General features: G+C 54.8%; 24 protein-coding genes and 1 riboswitch. Of the genes, 12 read left to right on the forward strand and 12 right to left on the reverse strand.

What is annotated here, in order from left to right; all coding sequences use genetic code 11:
* Nucleotides 1-55: 55 nt before the first annotated feature.
* Together AC1MDE_RS06345 and parC are read right to left on the reverse strand one after the other, a co-directional pair.
* Nucleotides 56-793, reverse strand: a complete 738-nt coding sequence (locus AC1MDE_RS06345; RefSeq protein ID WP_058961927.1) for a 1-acylglycerol-3-phosphate O-acyltransferase — start codon at nucleotides 791-793, stop codon at nucleotides 56-58.
* 38 nt (nucleotides 794-831) lie between these two features.
* A complete protein-coding gene (gene parC / locus AC1MDE_RS06350; RefSeq protein ID WP_479399608.1) occupies nucleotides 832-3,105 on the reverse strand; it encodes a DNA topoisomerase IV subunit A in 2,274 nt (757 codons plus the stop codon).
* 411 nt (nucleotides 3,106-3,516) lie between these two features.
* Here parC and AC1MDE_RS06355 point away from each other — a divergent pair, with 411 nt between their 5' ends.
* From AC1MDE_RS06355 to AC1MDE_RS06380, 6 genes are all read left to right on the forward strand, one after another.
* Nucleotides 3,517-5,079, forward strand: a complete 1,563-nt coding sequence (locus AC1MDE_RS06355; RefSeq protein WP_058961929.1) for a BglG family transcription antiterminator — start codon at nucleotides 3,517-3,519, stop codon at nucleotides 5,077-5,079.
* 18 nt (nucleotides 5,080-5,097) lie between these two features.
* Nucleotides 5,098-5,568, forward strand: coding sequence for a PTS sugar transporter subunit IIA (locus AC1MDE_RS06360; protein ID WP_034828413.1), 471 nt, complete (start codon nucleotides 5,098-5,100; stop codon nucleotides 5,566-5,568).
* A 24-nt stretch (nucleotides 5,569-5,592) separates the two neighbouring features.
* Nucleotides 5,593-5,907, forward strand: coding sequence for a PTS fructose transporter subunit IIB (locus tag AC1MDE_RS06365; protein ID WP_058961930.1), 315 nt, complete (start codon nucleotides 5,593-5,595; stop codon nucleotides 5,905-5,907).
* An 11-nt stretch (nucleotides 5,908-5,918) separates the two neighbouring features.
* Nucleotides 5,919-7,010 carry a PTS fructose transporter subunit IIC gene (locus AC1MDE_RS06370; RefSeq protein ID WP_034828408.1) on the forward strand — a complete coding sequence of 364 codons (1,092 nt, stop codon included), beginning with the start codon at nucleotides 5,919-5,921 and terminating at the stop codon, nucleotides 7,008-7,010.
* Between the two features lie 9 nt (nucleotides 7,011-7,019).
* On the forward strand, nucleotides 7,020-7,871 hold the full coding sequence (locus AC1MDE_RS06375; protein WP_058961931.1) for a class II fructose-bisphosphate aldolase: 852 nt from the start codon (nucleotides 7,020-7,022) through the stop codon (nucleotides 7,869-7,871).
* 264 nt (nucleotides 7,872-8,135) lie between these two features.
* Nucleotides 8,136-8,999 (forward strand): ketose-bisphosphate aldolase, encoded by an 864-nt coding sequence (locus tag AC1MDE_RS06380; protein WP_034828403.1) that lies wholly within the window; start codon nucleotides 8,136-8,138, stop codon nucleotides 8,997-8,999.
* A gap of 85 nt (nucleotides 9,000-9,084) precedes the next feature.
* On the opposite strand, the gene AC1MDE_RS06385 is transcribed toward AC1MDE_RS06380, so the two are convergent.
* Nucleotides 9,085-9,849: a transporter substrate-binding domain-containing protein gene (locus tag AC1MDE_RS06385; protein WP_058961932.1), complete on the reverse strand. Its 765-nt coding sequence runs from the start codon at nucleotides 9,847-9,849 to the stop codon at nucleotides 9,085-9,087.
* A 163-nt stretch (nucleotides 9,850-10,012) separates the two neighbouring features.
* On the opposite strand from AC1MDE_RS06385, the gene AC1MDE_RS06390 reads away from it, so the two are divergent.
* Both AC1MDE_RS06390 and AC1MDE_RS06395 read left to right on the forward strand, forming a co-directional pair.
* A complete protein-coding gene (locus AC1MDE_RS06390; RefSeq protein ID WP_034828398.1) occupies nucleotides 10,013-10,594 on the forward strand; it encodes an NAD(P)H-dependent oxidoreductase in 582 nt (193 codons plus the stop codon).
* A 31-nt stretch (nucleotides 10,595-10,625) separates the two neighbouring features.
* Entirely contained in the window at nucleotides 10,626-10,934 is a 309-nt protein-coding gene (locus AC1MDE_RS06395) for a putative quinol monooxygenase (protein ID WP_058961933.1), read from the forward strand.
* Between the two features lie 32 nt (nucleotides 10,935-10,966).
* Here AC1MDE_RS06395 and AC1MDE_RS06400 read toward each other — a convergent pair whose 3' ends face one another.
* From AC1MDE_RS06400 to nudF, 6 genes are all read right to left on the reverse strand, one after another.
* On the reverse strand, nucleotides 10,967-11,866 hold the full coding sequence (locus AC1MDE_RS06400) for a LysR substrate-binding domain-containing protein (protein ID WP_058961934.1): 900 nt from the start codon (nucleotides 11,864-11,866) through the stop codon (nucleotides 10,967-10,969).
* A gap of 67 nt (nucleotides 11,867-11,933) precedes the next feature.
* Nucleotides 11,934-13,829 carry a DNA topoisomerase IV subunit B gene (gene parE / locus AC1MDE_RS06405; RefSeq protein WP_058961935.1) on the reverse strand — a complete coding sequence of 632 codons (1,896 nt, stop codon included), beginning with the start codon at nucleotides 13,827-13,829 and terminating at the stop codon, nucleotides 11,934-11,936.
* 47 nt (nucleotides 13,830-13,876) lie between these two features.
* On the reverse strand, nucleotides 13,877-14,458 hold the full coding sequence (yqiA, locus tag AC1MDE_RS06410) for an esterase YqiA (RefSeq protein ID WP_058961936.1): 582 nt from the start codon (nucleotides 14,456-14,458) through the stop codon (nucleotides 13,877-13,879).
* Nucleotides 14,459-14,461: 3 nt separating this feature from the next.
* Complete coding sequence (gene cpdA, locus AC1MDE_RS06415; protein WP_480344389.1) at nucleotides 14,462-15,289, reverse strand: 3',5'-cyclic-AMP phosphodiesterase; 828 nt, start codon at nucleotides 15,287-15,289, stop codon at nucleotides 14,462-14,464.
* A gap of 37 nt (nucleotides 15,290-15,326) precedes the next feature.
* Complete coding sequence (locus AC1MDE_RS06420) at nucleotides 15,327-15,752, reverse strand: DUF1249 family protein (RefSeq protein WP_479414327.1); 426 nt, start codon at nucleotides 15,750-15,752, stop codon at nucleotides 15,327-15,329.
* Nucleotides 15,749-16,384, reverse strand: coding sequence for an ADP-ribose diphosphatase (gene nudF / locus AC1MDE_RS06425; RefSeq protein WP_058961938.1), 636 nt, complete (start codon nucleotides 16,382-16,384; stop codon nucleotides 15,749-15,751). The genes AC1MDE_RS06420 and nudF overlap by 4 nt, the downstream gene beginning before the upstream one ends.
* 212 nt (nucleotides 16,385-16,596) lie before the next feature.
* Between nudF and tolC the strand changes: the two genes are divergently transcribed.
* The 3 genes from tolC to AC1MDE_RS06440 all read left to right on the forward strand — a co-directional run bounded on the left by tolC (nucleotide 16,597) and on the right by AC1MDE_RS06440 (nucleotide 20,072).
* Complete coding sequence (gene tolC, locus AC1MDE_RS06430; protein ID WP_480344390.1) at nucleotides 16,597-18,069, forward strand: outer membrane channel protein TolC; 1,473 nt, start codon at nucleotides 16,597-16,599, stop codon at nucleotides 18,067-18,069.
* Nucleotides 18,070-18,210: 141 nt separating this feature from the next.
* The gene (locus tag AC1MDE_RS06435; RefSeq protein ID WP_479399620.1) at nucleotides 18,211-18,900 is read left to right on the forward strand and encodes a DUF1190 family protein; all 690 of its coding nucleotides are present in this window, start codon (nucleotides 18,211-18,213) and stop codon (nucleotides 18,898-18,900) included.
* Nucleotides 18,901-18,908: 8 nt separating this feature from the next.
* Nucleotides 18,909-20,072, forward strand: a complete 1,164-nt coding sequence (locus AC1MDE_RS06440) for a glutathionylspermidine synthase family protein (RefSeq protein ID WP_480344391.1) — start codon at nucleotides 18,909-18,911, stop codon at nucleotides 20,070-20,072.
* Nucleotides 20,073-20,109: 37 nt separating this feature from the next.
* Here AC1MDE_RS06440 and ygiD read toward each other — a convergent pair whose 3' ends face one another.
* Complete coding sequence (gene ygiD / locus AC1MDE_RS06445) at nucleotides 20,110-20,895, reverse strand: 4,5-DOPA-extradiol-dioxygenase (RefSeq protein ID WP_058961942.1); 786 nt, start codon at nucleotides 20,893-20,895, stop codon at nucleotides 20,110-20,112.
* 219 nt (nucleotides 20,896-21,114) lie between these two features.
* Nucleotides 21,115-21,771: a 3,4-dihydroxy-2-butanone-4-phosphate synthase gene (gene ribB / locus AC1MDE_RS06450; RefSeq protein WP_034828370.1), complete on the reverse strand. Its 657-nt coding sequence runs from the start codon at nucleotides 21,769-21,771 to the stop codon at nucleotides 21,115-21,117.
* 110 nt (nucleotides 21,772-21,881) lie between these two features.
* A riboswitch (FMN riboswitch) is annotated at nucleotides 21,882-22,031 on the reverse strand.
* Between the two features lie 171 nt (nucleotides 22,032-22,202).
* Between ribB and ubiK the strand changes: the two genes are divergently transcribed.
* Nucleotides 22,203-22,508, forward strand: coding sequence for a ubiquinone biosynthesis accessory factor UbiK (gene ubiK, locus AC1MDE_RS06455; RefSeq protein WP_034828368.1), 306 nt, complete (start codon nucleotides 22,203-22,205; stop codon nucleotides 22,506-22,508).
* Nucleotides 22,509-22,745: 237 nt separating this feature from the next.
* Here ubiK and hldE read toward each other — a convergent pair whose 3' ends face one another.
* A complete protein-coding gene (hldE, locus tag AC1MDE_RS06460) occupies nucleotides 22,746-24,173 on the reverse strand; it encodes a bifunctional D-glycero-beta-D-manno-heptose-7-phosphate kinase/D-glycero-beta-D-manno-heptose 1-phosphate adenylyltransferase HldE (RefSeq protein WP_480344392.1) in 1,428 nt (475 codons plus the stop codon).
* Between the last annotated feature and the right edge of the window lie 21 nt (nucleotides 24,174-24,194).

A 24,194-nucleotide genomic window follows, 5' to 3' on the forward strand; every position in this document is an offset into this window, starting at 1 on the left:
GTTAGTGAGTTTTTGCTGTGATGAGCACGGGGCAGCGTTTCTACCCCGTGGATGGCTAGAGTTTACCGTTTTTTTCGCGTTCGGCGACTTCGGCGTTCAATTCTTCCAGCTTAGCAGACATTAATTCGCGGCAGTGGGTGGCTAATTTGCGCACCGAGGTGGTTTCAAACTGTTTGGTATCCACTGGCGGCAGCATTTCAACAATCACCAGGCCGTTGTTCCAGCGATTAAGTTTCACTTTGCCGTGGGTATTCGACACCACCACAGGGATGATCGGCACACCTGCTGCCACTGCAGCATGAAACGCACCGGTTTTAAACGGCAGTAAACCACGGCCACGGCTGCGGGTACCTTCCGGGAACATCCAGAATGAAATCTTCTTTTTATTAAACTGCTCGACCAGTTCACCGATGGTGCCATGCGCTTTGGCGCGGTTATCACGGTCAATCAGCAAATTACCGGTCAGCCAGTAGAGTTGACCAAAGAATGGGATCCACAGCAGGCTCTTTTTGCCGACGGTGACCGTGGTCGGCTGCACGATCTTCGCCGCCGTGATCATGTCGTAATTGTTCTGATGGTTGGCAATGTAAATCGCATTGCCATAGCTCTCCGCGTCGGCGGGTTTGCGCAGCTCGACTTTGACGCCAAACACCGTCGACAGGCGACCAAACATGTGGCCGAACGTCGCCACATGGCGAGGATTACGCGGTGAGAACAAACACCAGATACTGCCGAAGATGCACACCAAAATCGAATAAACGATAACAATAATCGTGCGTAAAATTAGTAACATAGCTTCCTCAAGTTGGGCAATCCATTGCCTGGTCAGTCTTATTCTTCGCTACTGGCGTCACTTTTCGGGCGCGCTGGCGCGTTCACTTCCACGCTATCAATGCGCTGCAGGCCACGCGACACGCTGCCACGACGACCGCGATCGGCACGCACTTTTTGCAGATCTTCATCGCGCATGATCAGCTTACGCTTGCCGACATACAGGGTAATCGAACTGCCCGGCGGCAGAATCAGCAACCACTGCAGCTTATCCACGCCCGCAGCGGCATCCGCTGATGGAATAGAGATGATTTTATTACCTTTGCCTTTCGACATCTGTGGCAGATCGCCCACCGGGAACATCAACATACGTCCGGCCTGGGTAATCGCCAGCAGCATATCATCACCCGAATGCACCGCCATTGGCGTCATCACTTTGGCATTGTCTGGCAACGTTAGCAGCGCTTTACCGGCGCGGTTGCGCGAAATCAAATCGGCAAAGGTACAGATAAAGCCGTAACCCGCATCGGAGGCCATCAACAGTTTTTGGTCGTCCGCTTCCATCAGCACCTGTTCAAACGCGGCACCTGGCGGTGGCGTCAGTTTGCCGGTTAGCGGCTCGCCCTGCCCGCGCGCCGATGGCAACGAGGTCGGATCCAGCGTATAACTACGGCCGGTGGAGTCGATAAAGGCCACTGGCTGATTGCTCTTACCGCGTGCGGCGGCGAGGTAACTGTCACCGGCTTTGTAACTGAGACCGGTTGGATCGATATCGTGGCCTTTGGCGCTGCGCACCCAGCCCATCTGCGACAGCACAATCGTCACCGGCTCGGCACTCACCAGCTCGGTTTCGCTCAGCGCTTTAGCTTCTTCACGCTCATGCAGCGGTGAACGGCGATCGTCACCGTAGGTCTGGCTATCTGCCAGCAATTCTTTCTTCAGCAGGTTGCTCATCTTGCGTTCGGACGCCAGAATCGCCTGCAGTTGATCGCGCTCTTTCTCCAGCTCCGCCTGCTCACCACGAATCTTCATCTCTTCCAGTTTGGCGAGATGGCGCAGTTTCAGTTCCAGAATGGATTCGGCTTGCGTATCGCTGAGTTCAAAGCGCGACATCAGCACTTGCTTAGGCTCGTCCTCGGTACGGATGATGTGAATCACTTCATCAATGTTGAGGAACGCCACCAGCAAACCTTCGAGGATATGCAGGCGGCGCAGCACGCGCTCTAAACGATAGTTCAGGCGGCGCGTCACGATATCGCGACGGTACACCAGCCATTCAGACAGGATCTCCAGCAGGTTTTTCACCGCCGGACGGTTATCCAGCCCAATCATATTCAGGTTAACGCGATAGCTCTTTTCCAGATCGGTGGTGGCAAACAGATGATTCATCACCTGCTCCACATCCACACGATTCGAGCGTGGCACAATCACCAGACGCGTTGGGTTCTCGTGGTTGGATTCATCACGCAGATCTTCCACCATCGGCAGCTTTTTATTGCGCATCTGGTTAGCGATCTGCTCCAGCACGCGCGCACCGGAAACCTGGTGCGGCAGTGCAGTGATCACCACATCGCCATCTTCTTTCTTCCACACCGCGCGCTGACGGATCGAACCGCGCCCGCTTTGGTAGATTTTACGGATCTCGCTGCGCGGCGTGATGATCTCGGCTTCGGTCGGATAATCCGGGCCCTGCACAATATCCAGCAACTCATCCAGCGTGGTGTTGGGTTTGTCGATCAGCTTCACCGCCGCTTCCGCCACTTCACGCAGGTTGTGCGGTGGGATATCGGTGGCCATGCCCACGGCGATACCGGTGGTGCCGTTCAGCAGGATATTCGGCAGACGAGCCGGCAACATCTTCGGCTCCTGCATGGTGCCGTCAAAGTTCGGGATGTAATCGACCGTGCCTTGTCCCAACTCACCCAGCAAAATCTCGGCATATTTGGAGAGGCGTGACTCGGTGTAACGCATCGCGGCGAAGGATTTGGGATCGTCCGGCGCACCCCAGTTGCCCTGACCATCCACCAGCGGGTAGCGATAGGAGAACGGCTGTGCCATCAACACCATCGCTTCATAACAGGCGCTGTCGCCATGCGGATGGTATTTACCTAATACGTCACCGACGGTACGGGCAGATTTTTTGAATTTGGCGCTGGCATTGAGGCCCAGTTCCGACATCGCGTATACAATTCGGCGCTGCACCGGCTTGAGGCCATCGCCGATATACGGCAGTGCGCGGTCCATGATCACGTACATGGAGTAGTTCAGGTACGCGTTTTCCGTAAATTTGTGCAGGGCAAGACGCTCTGCACCATCCTGCGTCAATTCGCTCATTAAGCTCGCATCCTCACTTCGTGGCCCGCAACGGCGGGGCATCCGGCGCTCATTTGGCGAGGATAGTACCTTATTCGTGCGAGTTAGTCACAGGGAAGCCAATGACCGCAGGCAGAATCGTATGGCATTAAATAACGTGATATCGGTTGGAAAATGAAAAAGGAATGAGATCAATATCACAATCAATATTCCCATTAATATGTGAGCAGGATCGCAATTAATTATTAACTATTTCAGGTGTATTAAAGCTGTCCGTAATCATGGACAACATTTAGTATTGTTGCTTACACCGTCCTTTCCTAAATTTATACTCCATAAGACATCAATATTGCGCTCCTGATTTCTGGCATTAAGAAATAGATAACGAGGAAATAATCTTAAAAACGCTTTGCCAAAATAAAGGGTGACCGAATGCAAATACTGACTTCGCGACAACACCGTTTAGTCAAACTGCTGTTGCAACATGCTGCACCGCAGCCGATCAGAGAATTAGCCCTACAGTTGGGCGTGTCAGAAAAGACGATTCAGCGCGACTTGCAGTGGCTGGAAAGCTGGCTTGGTAGCTGGTCACTGACGCTGGAGAAAACCCCAGGCCGCGGCGTGCGTTTGCGGGTTGATGATATCCAGCAGCGCCTGCAACTGGAGCAGCAACTCAACGGCGATGAAAGCAGTGCCGATGCGCTGGGGCAAAACAGCCGCCGAGTAAAAATTGCCTCGCAGTTGCTGAGTGACGCCCCGCGTGCGACCTCCATCAGTAAGCTGTCGGAACGCTATTTTATCAGCCACGCCTCGATTGTGAATGACCTGAAAGTGATTGAAGAGTGGCTGCAGCCGTTGGGTTTGACGCTGCAACGTGGGCCAGGTGGCACCCATATCGAAGGTAACGAACAGGCGCTGCGTCAGGCAATGGTCTCCCTGATCAATGATGTGATGCAGCAAAACGTTGCCGGAACGCCGCTGTTGCCACGTCTCGATCCCGGCAGCCAGCAGGCACTGGTGCATTATTTTGGCGATGAGGATGTGGCTTTTGTGCAGACACTGCTGCAACAGATGGAGCAGCAACTCAGTTACCCGCTGGGCGATGCCTGGTATCTGAATCTCTGCACCCATATTCTGATCATGATGCACCGGATGGCGCAGGGGAATGCGCTGGCACTGGCAACTCTGGCCACAATGCAGGATCTCGATCAGCGCATTTTACTGATTGCCCAGCAAATGGTGACGCAGATTGAACAGCGGATGTGCTGTGCCCTGCCCGCCGATGAAGTGGGTTTTATTTATCAATATATCGTGTCATCCGGCATTGTGGTGGAAGAGCGCGGCGATAATGCGCCGATGCATAATCAATTCTGCACCGCAGAGTCCGTAAAAATAACCTGTGAATTAATTGATCGTTTCGCAGCCTTTATTCAGCAAGATTTAGCGCAGGACCGATTATTATTTGACGGCTTACTGGTGCATATAAAGCCACTATTAAATCGACTCAAATATCATATTCATATTCGCAATCCGCTGCTGGAGGATATTCAGCAGGAAATGAAAGGCATATTTTCGTTAACGCACCAGGCGATGCAATTAACCGCTCGCACTTACGGGCTTTCGCCAGTGGCTGACGACGAAATCGGTTATCTCTGCGTGCATTTCCAGGCCGCGCTGGAGCGGCAAATTGCCCATAAACGCATTCTGGTGGTGTGTTCCAGCGGCGTGGGGACGTCGCATCTGCTGAAAAGCCGCATCTTGCGGGCATTCCCTGACTGGGAAATCGCGGGTGTCGTCTCCGCCAGCAATCACGCCGCGTTTTGTCAGAACCAGACAGTGGATTTAGTGATCACCACTATCCATCTCAACGCCGGGCCTATTCCGGCAGTGTATGTGAGTGCATTTTTTAACGATGACGATATCCGGCGGGTCACTGACGCCATGATTGGCAGCCAGCTGCCGGACGGCGCGCAATGCGCGTTGGCTGAACATTAATTGAATGAGGTAAAACCCATGGACATTTCCCGCATTCTGACGCCACGCCGCGTTAACCTGGCGCTCACCGCCACCACCAAAGAAGAAGTGATCAACGAACTGACCGATCTGCTGTATCAGGACGGCGCCATCACCGATCGTGCAGCCTTTATTGAAGATGTCTGGCTGCGTGAAGCTGAGGGCTCAACCGGGTTCGAAAACCACGTTGCCATTCCGCACGGCAAGTCTTCCGCCGTCCAACACACCACATTAGCCATTGGTCGTACCCAACAGGATATCCCCTGGGAAACGCTCGATGGCAGCCAGGTGCGCTGCATCATCCTGTTCGCGGTGCGACTGGAAGATCAGAACACCACCCATATTCGCCTGTTGTCGCAGGTGGCCAGCGCGCTGGCCGATGATGAGGTGATAGCCCAACTGCTGGTGGAAAACGACCCCAGCAATATCATCCGGCTGTTTAGCCAGTACGCCGAAACCGACCTCTGTTAATCCCCTAACTTTTTGAGGTGACACATGAATATCGTCTGTGTAGCGGCCTGCACGGCAGGCATCGCGCATACCTATATTGCGCGTGAAAAACTGATCAAAGGCGCTCATGCACTGGGCCACACCATCCACGTTGAAACCCAGGGCACCATCGGCACTGAAACCTCGTTGACGCGTGAAGACATCGCTGCCGCTGACGTGGTGATCCTCGCCATTGATGTGAAGATCAACGGTGAAGAACGCTTTCAGGGCAAACCCATCGTACGAGTGAAAACCGAAGTGGTGATCAAGTCACCGGTGAAATTCCTCGAAAAAGTGGCGGATTCACTGGCGCGTGCCTGAGGAGATCCATCATGAACGACAACAAACGTCAGTACGGACAAGAGATCAAAGGCCATCTGCTCACCGGGATATCCTGGATGATCCCGCTGATCGTCGCCGCCGGGATCTGTATCGCGCTCGGCCAGGTGATTGGCGGGCCGGATGTCGGCAAGCAAACCGGCACTATCGCCTGGATGTTGAATCAGATCGGCGGCTGGGGCATGGGCTTGATCGTGCCGCTGATCAGCGCGGCCATCGCCTACTCCATCGCCGATCGTCCCGGCTTTGCGCCCGGTTTGATCGTCGGTTTTATCTGCGGGCAGATCGGCACCGGTTTTATTGGCGGTATGCTCGGCGGCTTCCTGGTGGGTTACACGGTATTGCTGTTGCGCCGCACCATTAAGCTGCCGCAGTCGATGCAGGGGTTGATGCCGATAATGGTGCTGCCGGTGTTGAGCACCATCATCGCCGGTCTGTTGATGATGACCTTTATTGGCCAGCCGATTGTCTGGCTGCAGAAGGCGCTGATTCATCTGCTGGAATCGATGCAGGGCGGATCGAAGTTTGTGCTGGGTGCGGTGCTGGGTGCGATGGCGACTTTTGACTTCGGCGGCCCCATCAACAAAACCATGTCGCTGTTCGCCGACGGCATGCTGGTCGACGGGATTTATGGCCCGGAAGCAGTGAAGTTCGTCGGCTCAATGATTCCGCCGTTTGGCATCACGCTGTCGTATCTGCTGACGCGCCATAAGTACACCAAAGCGGAGAAAGAGGCGCTGAAAGCCGCCTTCCCGATGGGTATCTGCATGATTACCGAAGGGGTGATTCCGATTGCGGCGCGTGACCTGCTGCGTGTGGTCGGCAGCTGTGTGGTGGCCTCTGCCATCGCCGGTGGGCTGATTATGGTGTGGGGCGTGGAAGCACCGGTGCCGCATGGCGGGATGTTTGTGGTGCCGCTGTTCACCAAACCGCTGATGTTCTGTCTGGCGCTGGGTATCGGCACCGTGGTGTGCGGCGTGATGCTGTCGCTGATGAAAAAACCGGTGACGCAGGCAGATGAAGAGTTCGATGACGTGGAAGCCCCCGGCGTCCGCGACGAAGAGATCAAATTCACACTGGAATAAGGAGCCACCATGTTTGCCATGATGAACGACCTGATTCAGGCCGCTGCCAAACAGCAGTATGCCGTGCTGGCGATTAACTGCTTCAACCTTGAAACCGCGCGGGCGGCGATTCAGGCCGCCGAACAGCAGCGCGCACCGCTGATATTGAATGTCTATCAGGGTCACAGCACGCACTTCCCTCCTGCTGTGGCCGTGCCGCTGGTGCAGGCGCTGGCGAAAGACGCCACGGTACCGGTTGCCCTGGCGCTGGACCACGGCAAGGCCTTTCCGCTGATTGGTCAGGCATTCCGCGCCGGGTTCACCGGGCTGATGATCGATGCCTCTGCCGATCCGCTGGCCGAAAATATTCGCCAGACCGCAGCGGTAGTGAAGATGGCGCACACCGCTGGCGTTTGCGTCGAAGGCGAGTTGGGGCATATCGCCGATGCGCCGACCTACGAGTTAGCCGATGCCTCCGTGAAGATGACGCAGGTTGCCGACGTGCTGCCGTTTATCGAACAAACCGATATCGATTTGCTGGCGATTTCGGTGGGCACCGCGCACGGCCTTTATCCGGCAGGCGTGAAGCCGAAGATTGATTTCCAGCGCTTGCAGGAGCTGCATGCGGTCTCAACACGACCATTGGCACTGCATGGCGGTTCGGGCACACCCGCCGAGGATATTCGCCGCGTTGGTCAGCATGGTGTGGCGAAGATTAACGTCGGTGCCGCCGTGTTTGATGCCGGTAAAAACGCGGTTGAGCAGGCGCTGAAACAGCATCCGCACGCGGAACTGGCCGATCTGCTTGGGCTGATGGAATCCGCCTGCCGTGAAGTGGTGATTGAGTATCTGGGCTGGTCGGGATCGGCTGGCAAAGCGTAGTGCTCGGGCGCGCTCACCCTAAATGGCACCCCAACGGGGACCCGTAGGGTACGCATTTAAGCGTAGCGCTGAAACGAACGCACGTGATTTGACGCATTTATACGCACCTGAAAAGCCGCTTCGATCATCGTGATTTAAAGCAGCGGCAAGATACCGCGCGATAAGTCGTGCAGCAACAGGATGCAGAAGCATTTCCCTTTTTATCCATCATCGGGTCGGCGCACGCGTCGGCTCTGGTAAAACTCACGTTGAGGAAATATTAACATGTTGATTTCAATGAAAGAGATGTTGGCACCGACTCGTGAACACCGCTACGCCATCGGCGCATTTAACGTAGCAGACAGCTGCTTTATCCGTGCCGTGGTGGAGGAAGCCGAAGCCACTAACACCCCGGCGATCATCTCGATTCACCCGAGTGAGCTGGAGTTTGTGACCGATGAATTCTTTGGCTATGTACGGGAACGCACGCTGAAGAGCAAAGTGCCCTTCACCATTCACCTCGACCACGGTGCATCGATTGCGCAGGTGCTGCGCGCCATCCAATGTGGATTTACGTCGGTGATGATCGATGGATCACTGCTGCCGTACGAAGAGAACGTGGCGCTGACCAAAGAGGTGGTGAAGCTGGCGCATTCGGTGGGTGTGTCGGTGGAAGGTGAACTCGGCACCATTGGTGATACCGGCACCACCGTGGAAGGTGGCGTTAGCAAAGTGATCTATACCGAACCGGCGCAGGCAGAAGATTTTATCCAACGCACCGGCGTCGATACATTGGCAGTGGCAATTGGCACCGCACACGGTATCTATCCAAAAGATATGAAGCCGGAACTGCAGATGCATATTCTGAAGGATATTGCCCAACGCACCGATATTCCGCTGGTGCTGCACGGGGGTTCTGCTAACCCGGATGCGGAGATTGCTGAGGCGGTGACCCTCGGCGTGGGCAAAATCAATATTTCCAGCGATATGAAGTACGCCTACTTCGCTAAACTGCGCGAAATTCTGGCGCGTGAAACCTGGTGGGATCCCAATGTGATTTATCCGGAAGCGATTACCGCCGCCAAAGCAGTGATTCGCTACAAGATGAATCTGTTTGGTGGATTGGGTAAAGCGAGTTTATATCGCTGAGTACCCGAATGGGGCCATGTTGCCCCTTTTGAGCCACGCAATAATCGCGCCGCTCCAGTAGCGGCGCGATGCATCAGGCCTGAGTTTACTTAATCACACCCAGCCACTGCGAGGCGATCTGCGCATATTCGCCGGTGGCGGTGCTGAGATGTAGCCACTGATCGACATACAGTTTCCAGCTCATATCATCACGCGGAATCATGTAGGCTTTTTCACCATACTGCATCGGCTTACCCGGATTGATGGCGCACAGCGTCGGGTAGTGCTTCATCTGGAACAATGCTTCGGACGCATCCGTAATCATCACATCGGCTTTCTTATCCACCAGCTGCTGGAAAATACCGACGTTATCGGCCAGTTGCAGCGTCGACTGCGGTAAGTGGCTGTGCACAAAGGCTTCATTCGTGCCGCCAGCCGGTTCAATCACCCGCACGCTCGGCTTGTTGATCTGCGCGACGGTTTGGTATTTGTCTTTATCATCACAGCGCACCAGCGGGATTTTGCCATCCACACCCAGCGGCTCGGCAAACCAGGCAATCTGCTGGCGTTTTAAGGTAACGGACACGCCACCCAGCGCGATATCACACTGCTTCGCCACGAAATCGTCACTCATGGTTTTCCAGGTGGTTGGCACCCACTGCACTTTGGCACCCAGACTTGCCGCCAGTGACTGCGCCATGCTGATATCCAGCCCTTCATACTGCCCATCGCTGCGCAGATAGGTGTAAGGCTTGTAGTCTCCCGTGGTACAGACTTTCAGGGTTTTACTGCTACGAATCTCGTCGAGGTGGGATTGCGCCGACGCAGCGCCACTCACCAGAAGTAATGCACTCAGTATCGCGGTTTTCATGGTTTCTTCTTTTTTATGTTGATGTTGGTTTGCGCGCGGATTGTTGCATAGCCCTGCGCATTGTTGCTTTATTAGCAAAAGTCTTGTGATCAATCACGCATTTTTTTGCTTCGCCTGCGCGCGTACAGTGTGCGCTATCAACGGGAAACGGAGCGAATCATCCATGAGCAATATTTTAATCATCGACGGCGGCAAAACCTTTGCCCACTCGAAAGGCGAACTCAACCACACCCTCACTGACGTGGCGGCCAGCCAACTGCGCGATCTGGGCCATAACGTAGTGGTCACCCTTGCTGACAGCGACTACAACGTGGCAGAAGAAGTGCAAAAATATCTCGACAGCGATGTGGTGATTTATCAGATGCCTGGCTGGTGGATGGGCGAGCCGTGGACGGTGAAAAAGTACATTGATGACGTGTTCACTGAAGGCCATGGCTCACTGTATGCCAGCGATGGTCGTACGCGCAGCGACGCGGGCAAAAAGTACGGTTCAGGCGGTCTGATTCAGGGCAAAAAATACATGCTGTCGCTGACGTGGAACGCACCGCTGGAAGCGTTTAATGACCCTGAGCAGTTCTTCGAAGGCGTGGGCGTGGATGGTCTCTATCTGCACTTCCACAAAGCCAACCAGTTCCTTGGCATGGAAGGTTTACCGACCTTTATCTGTAACGATGTGATCAAGATGCCGGACGTGCCGCGCGATATCGAACGTTATCGGACTCATCTCAGCCAGATCTTTGCTTAACTGTAAGCACACCGGGAAAAGAGGAAGCGTTATGTTAACCGTCGTTGCAGAAATTTGCGTCAAGCCAGGCCGCCGTCATGTGGTGCTGGATGCCATCAATAAATTGATCCCCACCGTGCTGGAAGAAGAGGGTTGCCATCAGTATGACGCGCTGGTTGACCATCAGGCGCAGGTGCCGTGGAAGCAGAATTCCCCAGATTCCATTTTCATGCTGGAGCAGTGGGAATCGCTGCGCCATCTTGAGCAGCATCAGCAAATGCCGCATATGGATGCGCATCGCGCCACGATTAAAGACGATGTGGTGGATGTGAAGATCCTGGTATTAGAGCCGGTTCGTTAATCGTCCAGGCCTCTGCTTGTGCAGGGGCTTTTTTATAGCAGGCGATCTTGTTCAATCTTCTCGCGCAGAAAATCGAGAAAACAGGTAATGCGCGAGGTGAGTGACTGGTTGCGGTAATACACAGCATGAACCGGCAGACGCCATTCACGCGTTTCCTGCTCCAGCACCTGCACTAAATCACCCCGCTCACGATCTTTACGGCTGACAAAATCAGATAAACGTGCAATACCCTGGCCTGCCAGCGCCAGCTGACGTAGGGTTTCTCCGCTGGAAGCCGACAACGTGGGTTTAATTTGCAAAAACTCACCTTCACGCTGCCATACGGGCCAGACGTTATGCGCATCCAGCTGGCTGAATCCCAAAAGCTGATGGGCTGACAACGCCTCAACTGATTCCGGGCTGCCATACTGCTGCAGGTAAGCCGGGCTCGCCACTAAACGCGTGGCGCTGCTGCCCAGCACGCGGGCACGCAGCGTAGAATCACGCAGCTCCCCGACACGAATCGCGATATCGGTCTGCTGCTCCAGCAAATCGATCATGATGTCGTCGGTATTCAACTCCAGCTGAATCAGCGGGTACCGCTGTCGAAATTCCGCCACCAGCGGCACGATTACATGCAGCATAAAGGGGGCGTTGGCATTGATGCGCAATCTGCCAGAGGGGATATCGCGACGTTGGGCGATCTGCTCTTCCGCCCTTTCTACCGACGAAAGGATCTGGCGCGCATGATCGAGGAAGATCAAGCCTTCCTCGGTGAGCGCGAGACGCCGCGTGGTGCGGTGCATTAGCGTGGTTTGTAATTTGCTTTCCAGCCGACTCAGCGCCCGGCTGATACCAGAACTGGTTTGATCGAGCTGCTCGGCCGCCGCTGTGATTGAGCCGGTATCCACCACCGCCACCCAGGCGCGTAGCTCTTCCAGTGTGATTTTCACGTTCCTTTCCCCGGTAAAAATGTTTGGCTTGCCCAAATAACAAGGGACGCCGCAGCGTCCCAGGTCATCAAGCTTCCAGGTCGGCGAGGTCGCCTTTTTCCTGTAGCCAGTTACGGCGATCTTCAGAACGTTTCTTCGCCAGCAGCATGTCCATCACGCGCAGCGTCTGCTCGACATCATCATCGCTGACCGTCAGCTGTACCAGACGGCGCGTGTTCGGGTCGAGCGTGGTTTCACGCAGCTGCAGCGGGTTCATCTCACCCAGACCTTTGAAGCGCTGTACGTTCGGTTTGCCTTTCTTGCGCTTCAGCTGCTCCAGCACGCCCTCTTTCTCGTCTTCATCCAATGCGTAAAAGACTTCTTTGCCGAGATCGATGCGATACAGCGGTGGCATGGCGACATAAACATGGCCATGTTGCACCAGCGAGCGGAAGTGCTTCACAAACAGCGCACACAACAAGGTGGCGATATGTAAGCCATCGGAGTCCGCATCCGCAAGGATACAGATCTTGCCGTAACGCAGCTGGCTCAGATCTTCACTGTCGGGATCGATACCGATCGCCACCGAGATGTCGTGCACTTCCTGCGAGGCCAGCACTTCATCCGATGAGACTTCCCAGGTGTTCAGGATCTTACCTTTAAGCGGCATGATCGCCTGATAATCACGATCGCGCGCCTGCTTGGCCGATCCACCTGCGGAGTCCCCTTCCACCAGGAAGAGTTCGGTGCGATTCAGATCCTGTGCGCTACAGTCGGCCAGTTTGCCCGGCAGTGCCGGTCCGCTGGTGAGCTTTTTACGCACCACTTTCTTGGCCGCGCGCATACGACGCTGGGCACTGGAGATCGCCAGTTCGGCAAGCATTTCGGCGGCTTGCACGTTCTGGTTCAACCACAAGCTGAAAGCATCTTTCACGATAGCCGAGACAAATGCCGCGCACTGACGCGAAGAGAGACGCTCTTTGGTTTGACCGGCGAACTGTGGATCCTGCATTTTGACCGACAGCACGTAGGCGCAGCGATCCCAAATATCTTCCGCAGACAGTTTCACGCCGCGTGGCAGGATATTGCGGAACTCGCAGAACTCACGCATCGCATCCAGCAAGCCCTGACGCAGACCGTTAACGTGCGTCCCGCCTTGCATGGTGGGAATCAGGTTCACGTAGCTTTCGGTCAGCAGTTCGCCGCCTTCTGGTAGCCATAGTAACGCCCAATCCACCGCTTCCACATCACCCGCGAAGCTGCCGACAAAGGGTTTTTCCGGCAAGGTAGGGAGGCCGTTGACTGCTTCTGATAAGTAATCAGAGAGGCCGCCATGATAGAGCCATGTCTGCTCGGTATCATTGACCTTGTCTTTAAACACGATCTCCACGCCCGGACACAGCACCGCTTTGGCTTTCAACACATGCGTCAGGCGCGACACCGAGAAGCGTGGACTGTCGAAGAAACTCTCATCCGGCCAGAAATGCACGCGCGTGCCAGTGTTACGTTTGCCGACCGTGCCGGTCACCGTCAGATCCTGCACTTTATCGCCATTTTCGAAGGCAATATCGTAGACCTCGCCGTTACGGCGCACGGTGACTTCAACACGTTTTGACAGGGCATTAACCACCGAAATCCCCACGCCATGCAAGCCGCCGGAGAACTGGTAGTTTTTGTTGGAGAATTTACCGCCCGCATGCAGACGGCAAAGAATCAGCTCAACCGCTGGCACACCCTCTTCCGGATGGATATCTACCGGCATGCCGCGACCGTCATCGATGACTTCCAGTGACTGATCCGCATGCAGGATCACTTCCACGCGCCTGGCGTGACCCGCCAGCGCCTCATCGACACTGTTATCGATCACTTCCTGGCCCAGATGGTTTGGGCGCGTGGTATCGGTGTACATCCCCGGACGACGACGCACCGGTTCAAGGCCGGTTAAGACCTCAATGGCATCGGCATTATAACTTGATTGGCTCATCGTAACTGTCTGATTAGCAATAGGAATAGGGGTCCATCTCGCAGCAATCAGGGAGCATTTAATCCCAGAAAATCAATGATCTGCGCAAAATGGCGTTCGAATCCGATATAAGCATGATTGCCACCCTCTTCGACCGTTTGGCGGCATGCGCTGTAGTATTCCAGCGCCTGGCGGTAATCGAGTACTTCATCGCCGGTCTGTTGCAGCAGCCAGAGTAAATCGGGCGCTTCGAGAGGGTCAATCTGCATGACTTTCAGATCGTAAATGTGGCGTGACTCTAACACATATTGCTGGCCGGTGTAGGGATTACGGTTCTCGCCGAGATAATCCACCAGCAGCTCAAACGGGCGCACCGCTGGATTGACCACCACCGCAGGCAGCATAAAGCATTGCGAGAGCCAGGTAGCGAAGTAGCCCCCGAGCGAAGATCCCACCAGACCGAGCGGTTCACCGGCGTACTGCATCACCAGCTCTTCCAGCATGCTGGCGGCTTCGGCGGGGAACGTGGGCAGCTGCGGCACCAGAACATTAATGTGCGGATGATGTTGGGCTACCCACTGCTGCAGTTGTGTGGCTTTGGCCGATTGCGGTGAGCTGTTGAATCCGTGCAGATAGATCAGCGCCGCCATCGCTTAGTAGCCCTCGGAATCTAAATCTGGGCGGAACAGATCGCTTTGCAGACGATTCACTTCGGTCTCCAGTAAGCCATCTGCCTTCAGAGTTAACCAGCGCCAACCTGGTGCGACGTTATCGATGGTGAAGTTGGTGCAATGCGGTTTGAACTGCACGCAGGTCGAAGGAGAAGCCAGCACGCGACGACCATGCCAGTCGAGATCTAATTCCTGATGAATGTGGCCACACACCAGATTACGCGCACGCGGGAAGTGTTGCAGCACCGCTTCTAATTGATGGGGATTGCGCAAGCTATGCTGATCCAGCCAGGTACAGCCGGAAGCGAGCGGATGATGGTGCAGCAACACCAGCGTATGGCGCTCAGGATGCTGGCGCAGCGCCTTGTCGAGCCACTCGAGTTGGTATTCGCTTAACATGCCATGCGGCACACCAAAGACCTGACTATCCAGCAGCACCAACTGCCAGTGCTCACCCAACAGCACATGTTTATCGGAAGCGATTTCGGCATCGGCAAGTGTATTGACCATCGCGGGCTGAAAATCGTGATTCCCCGGCAGCCAGACACACGGCTTTGGCAGGCGTGAAATGCCCGCTACAAAGTGTTGATAAGCTTCGACGGTGTGATCCTGGGCGAGATCGCCGGTGGCGATAATCAAATCATAATCGCGCTGTTGTGCCATGATGGCGTCCAGCACCGCATCAAAACTCGACCAGGTATTTACCCCAAGCAGCGATTGATGTTTTCCTGCAAAAAGATGGGTGTCCGTGATTTGTAAAATCCTGATATCGGCCCCATTTGCCGCAGGAAGAGTAAGCAGGCTATCCAAAGCGTTTCCTTTCTCTCCACGCCATAGTTGTATGCTATCAGCAGACCGGCACTGCTACAGCACCGTGCGCCAGACAATAGCGCAACCAATCTGCAAGAAACTGGTTAATCTGATGTTTTTCATCGCGCTGATGCAGTTTTTTATTAGGGTAATCATAGCGCGCTTTGAAGCGATAGATCTGCTGAGTGGAACACACTTCAGCGACCATCGCATCATGGTACAGCCGAACGGACATGGATGGCAGGCTCCAGTAACTTACTGCCGGGGCCACCTGGCGAATCTCCAGCAGCGTGGTATAACGCGTCGACTCTTGAATAGTCAGCTGATAACGGGCGCCGCTCACCTGATAGATCACCGACGCGCCTGCCTCGTCATCACGCGGCAGCAGGCGACGCAGTTGGGCGAAATTGGTTTCGCACAATCGCATCATTTCGGGAAAGTCAGGGGTATAGCGCTGTTTCATTTTAGCTTCCACTCTTGTCGTAGTTTTTCATGGTGCAACGCCAGCCATTGCAGGGCGATGACAGATGCCGCGTTATCAATAATCCCCTCTTCCACCCAGCGATAAGCCTGTTCGCGGCTCACCACATGGACAAGAATATCCTCATTCTCTTCCTCCAGCCCGTGATTTCCCTCTGCCAGGCTGGCATCCACTTCGCCCACCAGCACCGACAAACGTTCAGACGTTCCGCCTGGGCTGGCTAAATAATTCACTATCGGTTTCACACGCCCGACCTTGAGGCCTGCTTCTTCTCCGGCTTCGCGACGCGCCACATCTTCCGGCGTTTCACCGGGTTCAATGATACCGGCCACCATTTCCAGCAGCCAGGGCGTTGGGCTGGAATCATAAGCCGGGATGCGAATCTGTTCGATTAGCACCACTTCGTCGCGTAAGGGATCATAGGGTAGCAGCACGGCGGCGTGTCCGCGCTCAAAAACTTCGCGTACCACCTCACCGCTCATCTCGCCATTAAAGCGGCGATGGCGGAAACGGTAGCTAATAATGGAAAAAAAACCATCGTAGCGTGTATCGCGTGCAATAATTTCTACATCGTTTTTTGTGAAAGTCACAGGGGATTTTTTTTCACCCGCCATCATCTGGTTCCTTATGCAGATTGGGATGGAGCGAAGAAAAGCCAACCCTTGTGCTCCGTCCGAGTGGTTCTTTCTGAATTATTTACGTAAATTAGGGGAAGAAGGCACGTTCAGCCAACTTATCTCTGACGCCGCCTCTGTAGAATCGGCGATTATTTTTTGGCTTACCTGCAGCACTACCAGTGCAATTTGCTGCAACAAAAGGAATGCAAATGAAAAAACTGCTCCCACTTTTTATTGGGTTGAGCCTGGGCGGATTTAGCCTTGCCAGCCAGGCAGAGAACCTGTTGCAGGTTTACCAGCAGGCGCGCCTTAGCAACCCGGATCTGCGTGCTTCAGCCGCTGACCGTGATGCAGCCTTTGAGAAAATTAACGAAGCGCGTAGCCCTTTATTGCCACAGCTCGGTCTGGGCGCAGATTATACCTATAACAACGGTTACCGTGACAGCAGCGGTCTTCATTCCAACACGACCAGCGCTTCTCTGCAATTAACACAAACCATTTTCGATATGTCGAAATGGCGTGCGCTGTCGCTGCAGGAAAAAACCGCCGGGATTCAGGATGTCACTTATCAGGTCGCACAACAGGATCTGATTCTGAATACCGCAACGGCGTATTTCAACGTGTTGAAGGCGATTGATACCCTTTCTTACACAGAAGCGCAGAAACAGTCGATCTACCGCGAATTGGATCAAACCACCCAACGCTTCAACGTGGGTCTGGTGGCGATCACTGACGTGCAGAACGCCCGTGCGCAGTACGACAGCGTGCTGGCCAACGAAGTGACCGCGCGTAACAACCTTGATAACGCGGTGGAATCGCTGCGTCAGATTACCGGTATGGATTATCTGGCACTGGCTTCACTGAATATTGATCGTTTCAAAACCGCACGCCCGGATGCCGTTGCTTCCTTGCTGAAGCAGGCTGAAAGCCGCAATCTCAGCCTGTTATCTGCACGTTTGAGCCAGGACCTGGCGCGCGAGCAAATTCGCTCTGCTGAGTCTGGTCATATGCCAACGCTGGATCTGACTGCCTCTACTGGTGTGTCTAACAGCAAATATGGCGGCAGCCGTGCTAACCAGAGTTCTGGCACCACTGACTCCATCACGGGTTCCAACCAGGTTGGCCTGAGCTTCTCCCTGCCGCTGTACAGCGGTGGTTCGGTGACTTCGCAGGTGAAACAGGCGCAGTACAACTTTGTTGCCGCCAGCGAACAGCTGGAAGGCGCACATCGTAGTGCGATCCAGACCGTGCGTTCTTCGTTCAACAACGTTAACGCGTCTATCAGCAGCATCGATGCTTACAAACAGGCCGTTGTGTCTGCTCAGAGCTCATTGGATGCGATGGAAGCCGGTTATCAGGTGGGTACCCGTACCATCGTTGATGTGCTGGATGCGACCACAACCCTGTTCAACTCTAAACAGCAACTTTCTGATGCGCGTTACAGCTACCTGATTAACCAGCTGAACATCAAATATGCGCTGGGTACGTTGAATGAGCAGGACCTGCAGCAGCTGAACAGCACGCTGGGCAAGGAAATCACCACCGCACCTGCAGTGGTGGCACCGGAAAACAGCCAGCAGGCTTCACGTGTCGATAATGGTCCGAAAACTTCGGCACCTTCAGCCGCCGCGAAAGCGCGCCCGGCTGCCGCGCACAGCAGCGGAAATCCTTTCGGTAATTAATCCCTTAAGGGGCCGCTTGCGGCCCCTTTCGCATTCAAACGTATAACAACGTAAAGATCCCCCAGCCATCCGGCTTCTCGCTTCATTTTCCACCACTCATCACCTATCCTAAGCCCCACCTTTGGGCACAGGATGAAAATAATGAAACGGACTAAACATATTCGTCATGCCGCTTTTCGTAAAAGCTGGCAGGCACGCCATTTAACGCCAGTGGCACTCGCGGTTACCGCAGTGTTTATGCTGGCTGGCTGCGAACAAAGCGATGAGACAGTATCGCTGTACCAAAACGCGGATGATTGTGCGAAAGCTAACCCTAGCCAGAGCGCGCAATGTACCACTGCGTATAACAATGCGAAGAAAGAAGCCGAACGCACCGCACCGAAATACGCCACGCGCGAAGATTGCGTCGCAGAGTTCGGTGAGAATCAGTGCCAGCAAACACCTGCTCAGGCCGGTGTCGGTAGCACCAACAATGCCGAAGCGCAGCAGAGCGGTAGCTTCTGGATGCCGCTGATGGCCGGTTACATGATGGGTCGCATGATGGGCGGCGGCGCGGGCTTTGCGCAGCAACCGCTGTTCTCACCGAAAACCCCGAACAGCCCGGCTAACGGTCAGTTTGTCGATGCTTCTGGCAAAAACTACGGTACCGCAACGTCGGGCCGCAGCATGAACGTGCCGAAAACCGCGATGGCGCCAAAACCGGCGACCACTTCCACCATCACGCGTGGTGGCTTCGGTGAAACCGTTGCGAAACAAAACACCATGCAGCGCAGCAATGCCACCAGCACCAATCGCAGCAGCACTGGCAGCAGCCGCTCGATGGGAGGCTAAGCCGTAGTATGCAACGTATTGCTATCAGCGAACGTCCGGACTGGCGCGAAAAAGCCAACGAATACGGCTTCCAGTTTCACACCATGTACGGTGAACCTTACTGGTGTGAAGACGCTTACTACCAGTTCACCCTGGCACAGGTTGAGCAATTAGAAGATACCACCGCCGAACTGCATCAGATGTGCCTGCAGGCGGTGGAAAAAGTGGTGAACAGTGATGAACTGCTCACCCGCTTCTGCATTCCCAAACACACCTGGGACTTCGTACGAGACTCGTGGAAGCTGCGTCAGCCGTCGCTCTATTCCCGTCTGGATTTAGCCTGGGACGGTAAAGGCGATGCCAAGCTACTGGAGAATAACGCCGACACGCCGACCTCTCTGTATGAAGCCGCCTTTTTCCAGTGGATCTGGCTGGAAGATCAAGTTAATGCGGGCAACCTGCCACAAGGCATTGACCAGTTTAATAGCCTGCAGGAAAAGTTGATTGAGCGCTTTGCCGCGTTGCATCAGGAGCACGGTTTTCACTGGCTGCACTTTGCCTGCTGCCGTGACACCGAAGAAGATCGTGCCACAGTGCAGTATATGCAGGATTGCGCCACCGAAGCCGGCCTGCCGAATGAATTCCTGTATATCGATGAAATTGGGTTGGGTGAAAGAGGCCAGTTTACCGATCAGCATGATCAGGTGATCAGCAACCTGTTTAAGCTTTATCCGTGGGAATTTATGCTGCGTGAAGTGTTCTCCACCAAGCTGGCAGATGCCGGTGTGCGTTGGTTAGAACCGGCGTGGAAAAGCATTATCTCGAATAAAGCGCTGCTGCCGCTGCTGTGGGAAATGTTTCCTGACCATCCCAATCTGCTGCCCGCCTTCTTTGCCGACGACAAAAATGCCCCGCAGATGGACAAGTACGTGGTGAAACCGCTGTTTTCACGTGAAGGCGCCAATATTCGCATCATTGAAAACGGCCAGGAGATCGCCCGTGCTGACGGTCCGTACGGCGAAGAGGGAATGATCATCCAGCAATTCCATCCGTTGCCGAAGTTCGGCGACAGCTACACCTTGATCGGTAGCTGGCTGATTGACGATCAACCTGCTGGTATCGGCATTCGTGAAGATCGCGCGCTGATCACTCAGGATCTGTCACGCTTCTATCCTCATACCTTTATCGAATAAATGCTGTGCCGCCCGTCAGACGCGGGCGGCCAGTGCATTAACTGACCTGCACCGAAAGCATACTGATTGCGCCCATCTCCATCCCTTCCACCGGAATGCTGATCGACTCCTCCTCGGCACGCGCGCCTAGGATATACAGCAACGGCAGATAATGTTCTGGCGTTGGGTTGGACATCTCTGCACCTTCATGCTGCAGATAATTCACCAACGGATGATCTGCTGCTTCACCGGCAAAGCTCAAATTCTCACGCACAAATTCATTGAAGCTTTCTGCCCATGGATAGCTTGTGGCGGCACCCTGCCAGCGAAGCATCCGCAGGTTATGCACCACGTTACCGCTGGCGACGATCATCACGCCTTCGTCACGCAGCGACGCCAGTTTGCGACCTAATTCGAAGTGCCATTGCGCCGATTGCGTCCCATCGATACTTAACTGCACCACCGGGATATCGGCTTGCGGATACATTTTTGCCAGCACGCCCCATGAGCCGTGATCAAATCCCCACTCCTGGTCGGCATGGACGTCAATCGGTGCCAGCAGATCGATCACTTGCTGTGCCAGCTCTGGCGAGCCCGGAGCCGGATAACGCACATCAAACAGCGCCTGCGGGAAGCCACCAAAATCATGGATGGTGCGAGGATTATGCATGGCCGTCACCGCCGTACCGCGTGTGTACCAATGTGCCGACACCGCGAGAATGGCGCGCGGACGTGGCAATGTTGCACCCAGATGCTGCCATGCGCGGGTATAGGTATTGTCTTCCAGTACGTTCATCGGACTGCCGTGACCTAAAAACAGGGCGGGCATACGGTTGTGGCTCATGATGGTTCCTCTGACGAAAGTGTCGCTTTATTAGCCGCTACGATACGCGCTTTCGTGCCGGGATTAACGCTGATAACTGTGATGATCTCTATCAGGGAATTTGAATAAGAAATCGCGAAGTGAATGGACGGTGAAAATGGGGTTTTAAGATGTACTTAAGCGCTATAAAAAATCCGCAGCCTGGAAAGCCGCGGATCTTTTGATGGCGATAACTGAGGTTTAGCTTGCCTGGCGCGTTTCACGCTCGCGGCGATAAGCCACCAGGTCTTCAATCGTCACGACCGGCATATCGTGTTGTTTGGCAAACACAATCGCTTCTGGCGCATGCGCCATGCTGCCGTCGTCATTGGTCAATTCACACAGCACACCGGCGGGTTTGAAGCCTGCTAATGTCACCAAATCGATGGTGGCCTCAGTGTGACCACCACGCGTCAGCACACCGCCTTCGCGCGCGCGCAGCGGGAAGACATGGCCTGGACGGTTGAGATCGCTCGGCTTCGCGCCATCTGCCACAGCGGCACGAATGGTGGTGACGCGGTCAGCGGCAGAAACGCCAGTGGTAACGCCTTCCGCTGCTTCGATGGTGACGGTGAAGCCGGTGCCATAGGAGCTGGTGTTGGTTTCGACCATCATCGGCAGATCCAATTGCTGGCGGCGTTCTTCGGTGATGCACAGGCAGACAATGCCGCTGCCGTGGCGAATGGTCAGCGCCATTTGCTCTACGGTCATGGTTTCGGCGGCAAAGATCATGTCGCCTTCGTTTTCACGATTTTCATCGTCGAGCACCATCACACCGCGACCGTTACGCAGCGCATCGATGGCGCGTTCTACACGCTGTTCCGGCGTGCCAAATTCAGAAAGAAGCGTCTGATTCATGGTAAAAAACCTTATAAAAATATATGAGTTACCAGAACCAGGGCGTGCTTAGGAGTGCGCAAATATTACACATGGCAAAAACGTGACGCGGGCGTAAGCCCGGCTGATGTCGTTACCCTCTCCCATCCGGACTCTAACCGTCGGCCCCGGAATTACACCGGATCTGCTGACCTTTCACTTTGCAGCGAAAGCGCTCGCGGGCTTTCAGCCGAAGCTGATTTACCGCCGGTGGGGAATTTCGCCCCGCCCTGAGAATAAGCGAGGTCACTATAACGCCAATCATCTGGACGGGCAATCGACAAAAGCGCAAATGCTTTTGCATTTACTGCGATGCGGAATTCAGGTTTAACCTTTTCGTTTCAGGCATTACACTTAACCTTTGTTGAGTCGGAACACGTGCTGTTATCAGCCACCGCAACCAGGAAATCATCATGATCGACACGAAAAAAATTGAACAACTGGCTCGCCAGGTCCATGAAGCCATGCCAAAAGGGATTCGCGACTTTGGTGACGATGTCGAAAAGAAAATTCGTCAGGTATTGCAGGCGCAGTTAACCCGCATGGATTTAGTTAATCGTGAAGAGTTTGATGTGCAGACGCAGGTACTGCTGCGCACGCGCGAGAAGTTGGCCGCACTGGAACAGCGCCTGGCAAAACTGGAGAGTGAGAGCCCAGCCGCACCGGCACCTGCGGTGGTGACACCGGACCCGGCGGGTAAGATCGACACTCCGCAGTAATTCGCTGACTCGGCGGCGTATATTGCTCGAAAACACTCGCTGAGCTTACATTGCTCGCAGACAACAACAGGCGGCCATTGGGCCGCCTGTTTAGTCAGAATACGCTTGCTTCTTCACTCGCCGTGAGTGATAGCGAATCATCTGGAATCTTAGTGCTCGCCGTGAGTGGCTGCGAATCATTGAAAATCCCAGTGCTCGCTTTTAATGACAGCGAATCTTCTGGGATCTCAATGCTCATCATGAGTGGCTGCGAATCGTCTTGATGATGTTAGAGGTGGAGATACCGTCTTCAAAGTTCAGCACGCGCACGTCACCGCCGTTCGCCCAAACCTCTTTACTGCCCGCAATATCTTCCGGCTTATAATCGCCGCCCTTCACCAGCAGATCCGGTAACACACCTGCAATCAAACGCTGTGGCGTATCTTCTTCAAACAGCACCACCCAATCCACCGCTTCCAGCGCACCGAGCACGATCATACGGTTTTCCTGTGGGTTAACCGGACGGGTTTCACCTTTCAGACGTTTGGTGGAAGCATCACTGTTTACCGCAACAATCAGACGGTCGCCCAGCTTACGTGCATTGGCAAGATAGGAAACGTGGCCCGCATGCAAGATGTCGAACACGCCGTTGGTCATCACCACTTTCTCACCGCGCTGACGCGCCAGCGCCACCGCTGCTTTAAGCTCGGCTTCGGTCATCACACCAAACCCGCTGTCGGGACGTGCATGAATAGCGTTTTCCAGCTCAACGGTGCTCACGGTTGATGTGCCGAGTTTGCCCACGACCACGCCCGCTGCGGCATTGGCGAGGAAACAGGCTTCTTCCAGACTGTCTCCGGCCGCCAGCACGGCGGCCAGCACGCCAATCACCGTGTCACCTGCACCGGTGACGTCAAACACTTCCTGCGCCTGCGTCGGCAGATGCAGCGGCGATTTGCCCGGTTGCAGCAACGTCATGCCGTTTTCAGAGCGGGTGACCAGCAGCGCGGAGAGCTCATAATCGGCGATCAGCTGCATGCCGCGGCTGACAATCTCTTCCACGGTTTTGCATTTACCCACCACGGCCTCGAATTCAGACAGGTTTGGCGTCAGCAGAGTCGCACCGCGATAGCGCTCAAAATCCGTGCCTTTCGGATCGATCAACACCGGCACGTTGGCTTCACGCGCCAGCTGAATCATGGCTTGCACGCTGCTCAACGCGCCTTTGGCGTAATCTGACAGCACCAGTGCACCGGCCTGCGCCAGCGATTGACGCATACGATCGTGAATAGGCTGTGGATCAACCTGCTCGAAACCCTCTTCGAAATCGAGGCGGATCAGCTGCTGGTTGCGAGAAAGCACGCGCAGTTTGGTGATGGTGGGATGGCTTTTCACCGCGACAAAATCACAATCGACTTTGACCTTTTCCAGCGTCTCACTCAGCACACGTGCCGCATCGTCTTCACCCGTCAGGCCAATCAAACGCGAACCAGCACCCAGTGCAGCAATGTTCATCGCCACGTTGGCCGCGCCGCCTGGACGCTCTTCGATGGTATCGACTTTCACCACCGGTACCGGGGCTTCAGGCGAGATACGGCTGGTTGGGCCATACCAGTAGCGATCTAACATGACATCGCCAACAACCAGCACAGCGGCTTTGCCAAAAGCGGGCAGTGTTACTTTCATTCCAAAGACTCCAGACTACGG

It is taken from the genome of Pantoea folii, assembly GCF_056678875.1.